Source organism: Pseudomonas sp. NFIX49, assembly GCF_900115915.1.
Lineage (GTDB): Bacteria > Pseudomonadota > Gammaproteobacteria > Pseudomonadales > Pseudomonadaceae > Aquipseudomonas > Aquipseudomonas pharyngis.
Window position 1 is genome coordinate 514,477 of the sequence record NZ_FOYE01000002.1, and the last position, 11,839, is coordinate 526,315.

Genomic DNA, 11,839 nt, shown 5'->3' on the forward strand with positions numbered 1-11,839 from the left:
TGGGATGAATTTTCTGACATGTTAGTCAGCTCCGCGTAGGACGGCAACCACCTAGGGTCAAGAGAGGCAAATGGAGCGGGATTTTCGATTGGTCAAAATTACCCTTTAAGGGTAATTTCAGGGACAGGGCTTTGGTTTCTTATGGAAAAGAACACACCCCATTACGACTTGGTGGTGATCAAGGCTGAGGTCAGGCGACGGGGAAGACAGGCATTCACCAAGAGCGCAGAAAAAACCGGACTGGATCTCGGCTTCAGCATCATAGAGATGCAAGAAATCGTTTTCGAACTGCAGAACAGGATGTTGTACAAGTCGATGACCACCTATGACGATCATCGAGTCTGGCAAGACGTTTATCACACGCACTCACACGATCTGGAGATTTACATCAAGGTGACATACCGCCCCGAAGGTGGCCCACCGGTAATCTCCTTCAAGGAGAAAAACCAATGAAGACCCGGCAATGTTTCAGCTGCGGTGCACGTGAGGGAATGACACATTTCGAGGGCCGCGGCGAAACCATCAGTGTCAAAGGCATGGAACGTCGTATCGATGACCTTGCTGGCTGGGAATGTCGCAAATGCGGTGAGGTCGAGTGGGACGCCGATACCGATAGTGCAGAACGCTACACGCAAGCCGGTGATGATCTGGTGATTGCTGCCCGACAAATGATCGGTAACGAGATGAAGCGCATCCGGCGCAAATTGCACCTGACGCAAAAAGAAACGGTGCAACTGCTTTCTGGTGGCGGACACAACGCATTTTCCCGCTATGAGCGCGGCGAAGTGCTTCCGCCGAAGGCGTTGATGCTGCTGATGCGCCTGCTCGATCGCTATCCGCACTTGCTCGCCGATGCGAAAGCCCTGGGTGAAGGGGCGGATCTGAGGAACGCCTTCAAGTTCACCGAGCACAAAGAACAAGAAGCCCTCACCGCCTCCTGACCCACAAAAAACAAACCCGGCACTAGGCCGGGTTGGTTTTATGCATCAGATCTCAATGCAGGATCTGACTCAGGAACAGCTTCGTCCGATCATTCTGTGGATTGTCGAAGAAATCGTTCGGTGCCGCCTGCTCGACGATTTCGCCCTTGTCCATGAAGATCACGCGGTTGGCCACGGTGCGTGCGAAGCCCATTTCGTGGGTTACGCAGAGCATGGTCATACCGTCTTCGGCGAGGCCGATCATGGTGTCGAGTACTTCTTTCACCATCTCCGGGTCGAGTGCCGAGGTCGGTTCGTCGAACAGCATGATTTTCGGTTTCATGCACAACGCGCGGGCGATCGCCACACGCTGCTGCTGACCGCCGGACAGTTGCCCCGGGTACTTGTGCGCCTGCTCCGGAATGCGTACGCGTTCCAGGTAATGCATGGCGATTTCCTCGGCCTTGCGCTTGGGCATCTTGCGTACCCACATCGGCGCCAGGGTGCAGTTCTGCAGGATGGTCAGGTGCGGGAACAGGTTGAAGTGCTGGAACACCATGCCGACTTCACGGCGGATCGCTTCGATCTGCTTGAGGTCGTTGGTCAGCTCCACGCCATCGACCAGGATGCGGCCCTGCTGGTGCTCTTCCAGACGGTTGAGGCAGCGGATGGTGGTGGATTTGCCGGAACCCGACGGGCCGCACAGCACGATACGCTCGCCCTGACGCACGTTGAGGTTGATGTCTTTCAGCACGTGGAACTGGCCGTACCACTTGTTCACGCCCTGCATCTGAATGATGCCTTCAGGGCCCACTGGCTTTTTGATTGCTTCGCTCATCGAAAAAACTCCTAACGCTTGTGGCCAGTGTCGAGCTTGCGTTCCAGGTGCATGGAATAGCGCGACATACCAAAACAGAAAATCCAGAACACCAGGGCGGCGAACACGTAGCCTTCGGTGGCCATGCCCAGCCATTTCGGATCGGCAGCGGCTTGCTTGACGCTGTTGAGCAGGTCAAAGAGGCCGATGATGATCACCAGGCTGGTGTCCTTGAACAGCGCGATGAAGGTGTTGACGATGCCGGGAATCACCAGCTTCAGGGCTTGCGGCAGAATCACCAGGCCCATGGCGCGCCAGTAACCGAGCCCCATCGCGGCCGCGGCTTCGTACTGGCCCTTGGGGATCGCTTGCAGACCGCCGCGCACCACTTCGGCGACGTACGCCGACTGGAACAGGATCACGCCGATCAGCGCCCGCAGCAGCTTGTCGAAGTTCATGCCTTCGGGCAGGAACAGCGGCAGCATCACCGAGGACATGAACAGCACCGTGATCAACGGCACGCCGCGCCAGAACTCGATGAAGGTCACGCAGACCACACGGATCGCCGGCATGTTCGAACGCCGGCCCAGCGCCAGGACAATCCCCAGCGGCAACGCACCGGCGATGCCGACAGTGGCGATCACCAGGGTCAGCATCAGACCGCCCCACTGGCTGGTCGCCACGGTGTCGAGGCCGAAGACGCCGCCATGCAGCAGGCACCAGGCAACGATCGGGTAGACCACCAGGAAGCTCAGGCCGTACACCGCCTTGTGCGCCACGCGCTTGATGAACAGTGGCGCCACGCCGATGACAGCCAGCCACACCGTCAGGTCCACGCGCCAGCGTAGTTCCGGCGGGTAGTAGCCGTACATGAACTGACCGAAACGCTGCTGGATGAACACCCAGCAGGCGCCGTCCTTGGTGCAGTCGGCGCGGGTAGTGCCGACCCAGTTGGCATCGATGATCGCCCAGCTGAGGATCGGCGGAATCACCAGATAGATCAGGTAGAACGCGAACAGGGTCAGCAGGGTGTTGAGCCAACTGGAGAACATGTTCGCGCGGATCCACGCCATCGGGCCGAAGACCTTGGCCGGCGGTGGCATGTCGGGTTTGAAAGTATGAGTACTCATGCGCTATTCCTTACCGCTCGATCAGCGCGATGCGCTTGTTGTACCAGTTCATCAGCAGGGAAATGCTGATACTGATCGCCAGGTACACGCTCATGGTGATGGCAATGACTTCGATCGCCTGACCGGTCTGGTTCAGCACGGTGCCGGCGAACAGCGAAACCATTTCCGGATAACCGATACCGGCCGCCAGCGAGGAGTTCTTCGCCAGGTTCAGGTATTGGCTGGTCAGCGGCGGGATGATGACCCGCAGCGCTTGCGGAATGATCACCTTGCGCAGGGTCGGACCGTTGCGCAGGCCGAGCGAATGCGCCGCCTCGGTCTGGCCGTGGCTGACCGACTTGATGCCCGAACGCACGATCTCGGCGATAAACGCGGCGGTGTAAACCGTCAGCGCCAGGGTCAAGGCCAGCAGTTCCGGAATCAGCACCCAGCCACCGACGAAGTTGAAGCCTTGCAGCTTCGGCATTTCCCAATGCACGGGCGCACCGAAGATCAGCGCGCACAGCGCCGGGATCACCAGGAACAGCGCCAGACCGGCCCAGAACTTGTGGAACGGCTCGCCGGTGGCTTCAAAGCGCTTGTTGGCCCAGCGGCTCATCAGCACGATGGCGACGATGGCCACCACGATGCTGATCACGAACGCCCAGAAACCGTCGGCCATTTGCGCGGCCGGCATGTTCAGGCCACGGCTGCTGACGAAGAAGGTATCGCCGAAGTTGTGGCTGTTGCGCGGCCCCGGCATGGTCAGGAACACCGCGAAGTACCAGAACAGGATCTGCAGCAGTGGCGGGATGTTACGGAACACCTCCACGTACACCGTCGCCAGTTTGGCGATGATCCAGTTCTTCGACAGGCGCGCCACGCCGACGATGAAGCCGAGGATCGTGGCCAAGATCACGCCGATGAAGGTCACCAGCAGCGTGTTGAGCAGGCCGATGACAAACACCCGGGCATAACTGTCCGCTTCGGTGTAGGAGATCAGGTGTTGAGCGATGCCGAACCCGGCACTGCGCTCGAGAAAGTCGAACCCCGAAGTGATACCCCGGTGTTGCAGGTTGGTCTGGGTGTTATCGAACAGATACCAGCCCAGGGAGACCACCGCCACGATGGTGATGATCTGAAATACCCACGCACGCACTCGTGGATCGCTGAGGCTGAGCCTCTGCTTTGGTGCGCCGATTGAATTTTGCATGAAGTGCCCCGGAAATAATGGAACAGAACGTCACCCGGCAGTTGGCCTGCCGGGTGACAGAACCATCAGCGCACTGGTGGTGCGTATTGAATGCCGCCGTTGTTCCACAGCGCGTTCAGGCCGCGGTCGATTTCCAGCGGAGTGCTCTTGCCGAGGTTTTTCTCGAAGATTTCGCCGTAGTTGCCGACTTGCTTGACGATCTGTACGACCCAGTCCTTCGGCAGTTTCAGGTCTTTGCCGTATTCGCCGTCTGCGCCGAGCATACGAGCGACATCCGGGTTCTTGGTCGCTTTGGCTTCCGCTTCGACGTTCTTCGAAGAGATGCCGGCTTCTTCGGTGTTCAGCAGCGCGTAGCCAACCCAACGCACGATGGCCAGCCACTCGTCGTCGCCGTTACGCACGACCGGGCCCAGGGGTTCCTTGGAAATGGTTTCCGGCAGAACCACGTAGTCCTTCGGCGAAGCCAGCTTGCTGCGCTGGGCGAACAGCTGGGACTTGTCGGAGGTCAGCACGTCGCAACGACCGGATTCCAGCGACTTGGCGCTTTCATCGGAGGTGTCGAAAGTGATCGGGGTGTATTTCAGACCGTTGCCGCGGAAGTAGTCGGAAACGTTCAGCTCGGTGGTGGTACCCGCCTGGATGCAGATGGTTGCACCGTCCAGCTCTTTGGCACTCTTCACGCCCAGCTTGTTGTTTACCAGGAAGCCGATGCCGTCGTAGTAGGTAATGAAGCCCGGGAATTTCAGGCCCATGCCCGCGTCACGGGAGCTGGTCATGGTGGTGTTGCGCGACAGGATGTCAATCTCGCCCGACTGCAGCGCGGTGAAACGCTCCTTGGCGTTCAACTGACTGAACTTGACCTTGGTCGCGTCGCCGAACACGGCAGCGGCCACGGCGCGGCAGACGTCAGCATCGATACCCACGATCTTGCCGGTGGAATCCGGAACCGAGAAGCCTGGCAAGCCATCGCTGACGCCGCACTGCACGAATCCTTTCTTCTTCACTGCATCCAGGGTTGCACCCGCCTGAGCGAACCCGCTGACACCCAGTACTGCAGCAGCAGTCACGATCGCCAGAGTGGATTTCAACATCTTCATTCAAACCTCCAGTTTTGCTCTTGTTGTGTCGGAGCTTGAGTCCAGTCGCACCCTTTTGAGGCGTTGTTGACCCGTGTTGGCTTTTTTTGGGGTCAACCGACGCAGGACCTTCGCTATGAGTCTAGTAGGAGACAATCCACATCATGGACAACTCACTTCTCACCAGTCGGCCGAACGGGCGGTAGCCCTTTCACGTTCGCTAAGCCCGTTGCGGCCATTGGCGAACATCCATCACCGGATTCTTTGCTATCCCGTCGCCAGGCGTTCACTGATAGTGTTACCGCCAGGCGCGAGATCGATTGCACGACTACCTCATAGCAAAGCCCGTACCACACCGGCAGCTGAAGCGATTGAGTGACAGGTCAATAGCAAAACTTGCACCCTTGCGACATCTTCTTAACGGATCAGCCGGGCGCGCACGCAAATCACGCACTCAATGAGAGCGCCCGCACACAATTGGAGCAGCCATGACCGAGCCCTTGATTCTTCAGCCTGTTAAGCCCGCAGACGCCTGCGTGATCTGGCTGCACGGCCTCGGCGCCGACCGCTACGACTTTCTGCCGGTGGCCGAAGCGCTTCAGGAAAGCCTGCTGAGCACGCGGTTCGTCCTGCCCCAGGCGCCGACCCGTCCGGTGACGATAAATGGCGGATATGCCATGCCGAGCTGGTACGACATCAAAGCCATGAGCCCGGCCCGGGCAATCGACCGCGATGAGCTGGAAGCGTCCGCCGACCGCATCATCGAATTGATCGAAGAACAGCGAAGCAGCGGAATAGACGCTTCGCGGATTTTCCTCGCCGGCTTTTCCCAGGGCGGCGCCGTGGTCTATCACACCGCATTCCTGAAATGGCAGGGGCCGTTGGGCGGGGTGCTGGCACTATCGACATACGCGCCGACGTTCAGCGATGAACTGGAGTTGTCCGCCAGCCAGCAGCGGATTCCGGTGCTGGCACTGCACGGCCAGTTCGACAACGTGGTGCAGAACTCCATGGGTCGCACGGCTTATGAGTATATCAAGGCCCATGGTGTCACCGTGACATGGCAGGAATACCCAATGGAGCACGAAGTGTTACCCGAAGAAATTCGCGACATCGGCACATGGTTGAGCGAACGCCTGCGCTGACAATTGCGACAGGGGTCGCCCTTTGATCATCCCACTACGCCGCGCCCGTTTCTTGCATTACACTGGCCGGCGTACATTCCTTAACCAATTGATGAGATGACCGTGCTCAAAGCACTCAAGAAAATGTTCGGTAAAAGCGAGGCTGAGCAGCTCGCGCCAGTCCCCACTGCGCCGTCGCACGCCCCCGGTCATCGCAACGATGCCAGCCAGGCCGACCGCCAGACGCCCAAACGCGAACCGAAACCCGCTCCAGCTGCCGCGCCCGCTACCGAGCCGGCCCGCAGCGAAGCACCGAAACCGGCCAAACCACGTCGCGAACCCAAGCCCAAGGCGCCGGTGATTCCCTGGAAACTCGAAGACTTCGTCGTCGAGCCGCAGGAAGGCAAGACCCGCTTCCACGATTTCAAACTCGCCCCGGAACTGATGCACGCCATCCACGACCTGGGTTTCCCGTATTGCACACCGATCCAGGCCCAGGTGCTGGGTTATACGCTCGCCGGCAAAGACGCCATCGGCCGCGCCCAGACCGGCACCGGCAAGACTGCCGCGTTCCTGATCTCGATCATCACCCAGCTGTTGCAGACCCCGCCGCCGAAAGAGCGCTACATGGGCGAACCACGGGCGCTGATCATCGCGCCGACCCGCGAGCTGGTGGTGCAGATCGCCAAGGACGCAGCCGACCTGACCAAGTACACCGGCCTCAACGTCATGACGTTCGTCGGCGGCATGGACTTCGACAAGCAGCTCAAGCACCTCGAAGCGCGCCATTGCGACATCCTTGTCGCGACCCCGGGCCGCCTGCTTGACTTCAACCAGCGCGGTGACGTGCACCTGGACATGGTCGAAGTGATGGTGCTGGACGAAGCCGACCGCATGCTCGACATGGGCTTCATCCCGCAGGTCCGGCAGATCATTCGCCAGACCCCGCCGAAAAGCGAACGCCAGACTCTGCTGTTCTCTGCGACCTTCACCGAGGACGTGATGAACCTCGCCAAGCAGTGGACCACCGATCCTGCGATCGTCGAAATCGAAGTCACCAACGTGGCCAACGAGAACGTCGAGCAGCACATCTACGCGGTGGCCGGTGCCGACAAATACAAACTGCTGTTCAACCTGGTCAACGATAACGGCTGGGAGCGGGTCATCGTGTTCGCCAACCGCAAGGACGAAGTGCGCCGTATCGAAGAACGCCTGGTGCGTGACGGCATCAACGCCGCGCAACTGTCCGGCGACGTGCCGCAGCACAAGCGGATCAAGACGCTCGAAGGCTTCCGCGAAGGCAAGATCCGGGTACTGGTCGCCACCGACGTGGCCGGGCGCGGTATCCACATCGACGGCATCAGCCACGTGATCAACTTCACCCTGCCGGAAGTCCCGGACGACTATGTGCACCGTATCGGTCGTACCGGTCGTGCTGGCGCCGACGGCGTGTCGATCAGCTTCGCCGGTGAGGACGACTCCTATCAGTTGCCGTCCATCGAAGAAAAGCTCGGTCGCAAGATCAGCTGTGAAACGCCGCCGACCCATCTATTGCGGGCGGTTGAGCGCAAGCGTCCACAGTAAGCGACGCTATAAAGCGAAGCGCAGCCGGCAACGGACTGCGCTTTTTTTTCGCCCGGATATTGTTCAACAAAACTAAAAGTCCATAATGGACAAATTAGTTTAGAAACAATCTGCGGAGTCCAACATGTCCAGTACGCCTTACGTGATCGACCAAACCCAGGCCCGCGAGCTGCTGGCCCGGATCGATGTGCCGCAGATCCTGCGCAAGCTGTTCCGCGACCTGGCGGCCGGGCATGCCGTGCAACCGGCGCAGCAACTGGTAGAGTTCCCCCAGGGTGCCGGGGACTTCATCAACTATCTGGGCGTGCTGGCGGAAGACGGCGTGTACGGAGTCAAGACCTCGCCGTACATCGTTCGCGAACAAGGCCCGCTGGTGACGGCGTGGACATTGTTGATGTCGATGCACACCGGCCAGCCTCTGCTGCTCTGCGATGCCGGCGAACTGACCACCGCCCGTACCGCTGCGACCACCGCCGTGGCGGTCGATGCCCTCGCCCCCTTGAAAGCCACACGACTGGCAATCATCGGCAGCGGCAAGGTCGCTCAGGCGCACCTGAATTACGTCAAGACATTGCGCGACTGGCAGAGCATCAGTGTGTACTCGCCGACCTTGAGCGAAGACCCGGCAACCGCCCGCCAACTGCAAACCCTTGATTCACGGGTGAGCATCGCCGACAGCCGCGAAACCGCCATCGCCGGGGCCGACGTGATCATGCTCTGCACTTCGTCCGCTGGCCCGGTGATTGACCCGGCAACCTTGAGCAAACCGGCGCTGATCACCTCGATCAGCACCAACGCACCGCGCGCCCACGAAGTGCCGCCGCAAAGCCTCAACGACATGCAGGTGTTCTGTGACTATCGTCTGACCACCCCGGGCTCGGCCGGCGAGATGCTGATCGCCCGCGAACAACATGGCTGGGACACCAGCTCGATCCTCGGTGACCTGGCGGATCTGCTCAGCGAAAAAGTGCAGCGCCCCGATTACCACCGTCACGTGTTTTTCCGCTCCATCGGTCTGGGCCTGGAAGACATCGCCCTGGCCAACGCCGTCTATCAATTGCAGCGCTGACACCGGAGATTTTCATGAGTCATGCAGATTTCATCATCATCGGCGGCGGGATTGCCGGCGCTTCCACCGGTTTCTGGCTGTCGCAGCACGGCAAGGTCGTGGTGCTGGAGCGCGAGTCGCACCCGGCCTATCACTCCACCGGGCGCTCGGCTGCGCTGTTCACCGCCGCTTACGGCACGCCACAGGTCCGGGCGCTGACCCAGGCCAGCCGCGAATTCTTCGACCATCCGCCCAGCGGTTTCTGCGAGCACCCGCTGCTGACCCCGCGCGGGGAGATGACCGTGGATTTCACCGGGGACGCCGCCGAGCTGAACAATCAGTACCTCAGCGCCAAAGCCACGGTGCCGGAAATGCAGCTTCTCAGCGCGGATGAAGCCTGCGCGCGGCTGCCGATCCTGCGCCGGGAGAAAGTCCATGGCGCGATCTACGACCCGACCGCCAGCGACATCGATACCGATGCGCTGCATCAGGGCTATCTGCGCGGCATCCGTCGCAACAACGGTCAGGTGCAGACCGATTGCGAAGTGATCGGACTGAGCCGCGATGCCGACGGCATCTGGCAAGTGCAGACCAACGGCCAGACCTTCAGCGCCCCCATCGTAATCAACGCGGCAGGCGCCTGGGCCGACAAGATCGCTGCCCTGGCCGGCGCCCGGCCGCTGGGCCTGCAACCGAAACGCCGTGCGGCGTTCATCTTCGCTGGCCCTGAAGGCGTCGACATCCACCATTGGCCGATGCTGGTCAGCCTCGACGAATCCTTCTATATGAAGCCCGACGCCGGCATGTTCCTCGGCTCGCCGGCCAACGCCGATCCGGTCGAACCCCACGACGTACAGCCCGAAGAACTGGACATTGCCATGGGCATTTACCAGATCGAGGAAGCGACGACCCTGACCATTCGCCGCCCGACCCGCACCTGGGCCGGCCTGCGTAGTTTTGTCGCTGACGGCGATTTGCTGTCCGGGTTCGATCCGCAGGTGCCGGGGCTGTTCTGGGTCGCGGCCCAGGGTGGCTACGGCATCCAGACTTCGCCGGCGATGGGTCAGGCCAGTGCCGCGCTGGTGCGTGGTGAAACGTTACCCGAACACCTTCAGCAATTCGGCCTGACCGCCGCCATGCTCGCCCCTGCCCGCCTGACCTGACCGTCCGCCCGGATGACGCGCCCGACGGATTGCGGCACACTCGCAACGCCCCCGGATCACGGGGGCGTTGACGTTGCCTGGAGCTCCACAGTTATGACCGCCCCCGAACACACGCCCGAGCTGCATGACGCCGCGCTGGATAACTACCACGCCATCGCCGATGCCATTGCCACGTTGTTCTTTCCCCATGCCGAAGTGGTGTTGCACGACCTGCGCACGCAGAAGGTCGATTACATCGCCAACAACCTGTCGAAACGGGTGATCGGCGACGAATCGTCACTGGAAGACATGCTCAGCGACGAGGTCAGCGAACGGAACATCGGCCCGTATGAAAAGCTCAATTGGGACGGCCAGAAGATTCGCAGCCTGAGCACCGTGCTGCGCGACAGCGAAGGTCATCCGCTGGCGGTGCTGTGCATCAACCTGAATATTTCGCTGTTCGAAAATGCCAAAGCTGCGCTGGACCTGTTCCTCTCGCCGAGCAAACTGATCCCGCAACCGGACTCGCTGTTTCGCGATGACTGGCAGGAGCGGATCAACACCTTTCTGCACGCCTGGCTACGCGAACGGCAACTGAGCCTGAACCTGCTGACCCGCGATCACAAACGCGAACTGGTATTGGCGCTGCACGCCGAGGGGGCGTTCAAGGGCAAGAGCGCCTCGAACTATGTGGCCAATGTGCTGAACATGGGGCGGGCGACGGTGTACAAGCATTTGAAGGAATTGAAGGGCTGAAGATTTTGCGGTGAATCTGACGGCCTCATCGCTGGCAAGCCAGCTCCCACAGGTTTTGTGTACACCGAAAACCTCTGTGGGAGCTGGCTTGCCAGCGATGGCGGACGATCAGTCGCCGTAGATGTCCGATTTGAAGTACTTCTCGGAAATCTTCTGATATTCGCCACTGGCGCGAATGCCGTCGATGGCACTGTTCAACTGGCTGACCAGTTCGGTGTTGCCCTTGCGCACCGCAATCCCCGCGCCCTCGCCCACATACTTCGGATCCTTCAGCTCAGGCCCGACAAAGGCGTACCCCTTGCCGCGCGGCATCGACAGGAAGTCGTTCAGCGGGATGGTGTCGGCGAAGATCGCGTCGAGACGCCCGGCCGCCAGGTCCATGTAGATTTCTTCGTTGTTGCCGTAGCGCTTGACGTTGATGCCCTTGGGCTCGAACACCTCGGTGGCGTAACGGTCGGTGGTGGTTGCACGCTGTACGCCGACGGTCTTGCCTTTGAGGCTGGCGTACTGGTCATCGACGCTCGCGCCTTCCTTCATCACCAGCCGCGACGAGGTGAAATAGTACTTGTGGGTGAAGTCCACCGACTTCTTGCGGTCTTCGTTGATGGTCATGGACGACAGCGCCATGTCGATTTTCTTCACTTTCAGGGAAGGAATCAGACCGTCGAACTCGCCCTCGACCCACACGCACTTGACCTGCATCTGCGCGCACAGGGCATTGCCGATGTCGTAGTCGAAACCGACGATTTCACCCTTCTCGGTCTTCGAGGCGAAGGGCGGATACGCCGCTTCGATACCGATGCGCAGGGTTTTCTCGGCGGCGAACGCGCTGCTGCACGCCAACAGGCTCAGTGCCAGACCGGTGATGAGGGGGAATTTCTTCATGTTCGTTCTCTCGCGGGTTGTTGTTGGTTTGGCAAGACGAAGAAGAGCAGCTGCAAGCGGCAAGCCTGAAGCTTCAAGCATGAGACTATTTTTGTACTTGTAAATCCATATTGGACTTTCATGTACAAATCGTCAATCAGGCAAAAGCCATCGGCATCAGCCAAT

12 protein-coding genes are annotated in these 11,839 nt (G+C 60.1%); 7 read left to right on the top strand and 5 right to left on the bottom strand.

The features are described from left to right. Positions 1–141 precede the first annotated feature (141 nt). Positions 142–453: a type II toxin-antitoxin system MqsR family toxin gene (locus BMZ46_RS06840; protein WP_074691191.1), complete on the top strand. Its 312-nt coding sequence runs from the start codon at positions 142–144 to the stop codon at positions 451–453. Next, positions 450–941: a type II TA system antitoxin MqsA family protein gene (locus BMZ46_RS06845; RefSeq protein WP_074691189.1), complete on the top strand. Its 492-nt coding sequence runs from the start codon at positions 450–452 to the stop codon at positions 939–941. Before BMZ46_RS06840 ends, BMZ46_RS06845 begins: the two co-directional genes overlap by 4 nt. Before the next feature lie 52 nt (positions 942–993). On the opposite strand, the gene BMZ46_RS06850 is transcribed toward BMZ46_RS06845, so the two are convergent. From BMZ46_RS06850 to BMZ46_RS06865, 4 genes are all read right to left on the bottom strand, one after another. After that, positions 994–1,758 (bottom strand): amino acid ABC transporter ATP-binding protein, encoded by a 765-nt coding sequence (locus BMZ46_RS06850; RefSeq protein ID WP_074691187.1) that lies wholly within the window; start codon positions 1,756–1,758, stop codon positions 994–996. Between the two features lie 11 nt (positions 1,759–1,769). Then, complete coding sequence (locus BMZ46_RS06855; RefSeq protein WP_007957335.1) at positions 1,770–2,867, bottom strand: amino acid ABC transporter permease; 1,098 nt, start codon at positions 2,865–2,867, stop codon at positions 1,770–1,772. A 10-nt stretch (positions 2,868–2,877) separates the two neighbouring features. Further along, positions 2,878–4,059 (bottom strand): amino acid ABC transporter permease, encoded by a 1,182-nt coding sequence (locus tag BMZ46_RS06860; protein ID WP_039769483.1) that lies wholly within the window; start codon positions 4,057–4,059, stop codon positions 2,878–2,880. A 65-nt stretch (positions 4,060–4,124) separates the two neighbouring features. Beyond that, on the bottom strand, positions 4,125–5,156 hold the full coding sequence (locus BMZ46_RS06865) for an amino acid ABC transporter substrate-binding protein (RefSeq protein ID WP_007957332.1): 1,032 nt from the start codon (positions 5,154–5,156) through the stop codon (positions 4,125–4,127). A 467-nt stretch (positions 5,157–5,623) separates the two neighbouring features. Here BMZ46_RS06865 and BMZ46_RS06870 point away from each other — a divergent pair, with 467 nt between their 5' ends. The 5 genes from BMZ46_RS06870 (at position 5,624) to BMZ46_RS06890 (ending at position 10,789) form a co-directional block, all read left to right on the top strand. Further along, entirely contained in the window at positions 5,624–6,280 is a 657-nt protein-coding gene (locus BMZ46_RS06870; protein ID WP_074691185.1) for an alpha/beta hydrolase, read from the top strand. A 96-nt stretch (positions 6,281–6,376) separates the two neighbouring features. Continuing rightward, entirely contained in the window at positions 6,377–7,843 is a 1,467-nt protein-coding gene (gene rhlB, locus BMZ46_RS06875) for an ATP-dependent RNA helicase RhlB (protein ID WP_074691183.1), read from the top strand. A 124-nt stretch (positions 7,844–7,967) separates the two neighbouring features. After that, entirely contained in the window at positions 7,968–8,912 is a 945-nt protein-coding gene (locus tag BMZ46_RS06880; RefSeq protein WP_074691181.1) for an ornithine cyclodeaminase family protein, read from the top strand. A gap of 14 nt (positions 8,913–8,926) precedes the next feature. Next, a complete protein-coding gene (locus BMZ46_RS06885; protein WP_074691179.1) occupies positions 8,927–10,054 on the top strand; it encodes an NAD(P)/FAD-dependent oxidoreductase in 1,128 nt (375 codons plus the stop codon). A gap of 93 nt (positions 10,055–10,147) precedes the next feature. Beyond that, positions 10,148–10,789: a helix-turn-helix transcriptional regulator gene (locus tag BMZ46_RS06890; protein WP_039769469.1), complete on the top strand. Its 642-nt coding sequence runs from the start codon at positions 10,148–10,150 to the stop codon at positions 10,787–10,789. A 108-nt stretch (positions 10,790–10,897) separates the two neighbouring features. Here the strand turns inward: BMZ46_RS06890 and BMZ46_RS06895 are convergent, their stop codons facing one another. Next, a complete protein-coding gene (locus tag BMZ46_RS06895) occupies positions 10,898–11,674 on the bottom strand; it encodes an ABC transporter substrate-binding protein (protein WP_074691177.1) in 777 nt (258 codons plus the stop codon). Positions 11,675–11,839: the final 165 nt, after the last annotated feature.

Coding starts and splice junctions, on each gene's coding strand:
- BMZ46_RS06840 (WP_074691191.1), top strand. CDS start 142: ATGGAAAAGAACACACCCCATTACGACTTGGTGGTGATCAAGGCTGAG.
- BMZ46_RS06845 (WP_074691189.1), top strand. CDS start 450: ATGAAGACCCGGCAATGTTTCAGCTGCGGTGCACGTGAGGGAATGACA.
- BMZ46_RS06850 (WP_074691187.1), bottom strand. CDS start 1,758: ATGAGCGAAGCAATCAAAAAGCCAGTGGGCCCTGAAGGCATCATTCAG.
- BMZ46_RS06855 (WP_007957335.1), bottom strand. CDS start 2,867: ATGAGTACTCATACTTTCAAACCCGACATGCCACCGCCGGCCAAGGTC.
- BMZ46_RS06860 (WP_039769483.1), bottom strand. CDS start 4,059: ATGCAAAATTCAATCGGCGCACCAAAGCAGAGGCTCAGCCTCAGCGAT.
- BMZ46_RS06865 (WP_007957332.1), bottom strand. CDS start 5,156: ATGAAGATGTTGAAATCCACTCTGGCGATCGTGACTGCTGCTGCAGTA.
- BMZ46_RS06870 (WP_074691185.1), top strand. CDS start 5,624: ATGACCGAGCCCTTGATTCTTCAGCCTGTTAAGCCCGCAGACGCCTGC.
- rhlB (WP_074691183.1), top strand. CDS start 6,377: ATGACCGTGCTCAAAGCACTCAAGAAAATGTTCGGTAAAAGCGAGGCT.
- BMZ46_RS06880 (WP_074691181.1), top strand. CDS start 7,968: ATGTCCAGTACGCCTTACGTGATCGACCAAACCCAGGCCCGCGAGCTG.
- BMZ46_RS06885 (WP_074691179.1), top strand. CDS start 8,927: ATGAGTCATGCAGATTTCATCATCATCGGCGGCGGGATTGCCGGCGCT.
- BMZ46_RS06890 (WP_039769469.1), top strand. CDS start 10,148: ATGACCGCCCCCGAACACACGCCCGAGCTGCATGACGCCGCGCTGGAT.
- BMZ46_RS06895 (WP_074691177.1), bottom strand. CDS start 11,674: ATGAAGAAATTCCCCCTCATCACCGGTCTGGCACTGAGCCTGTTGGCG.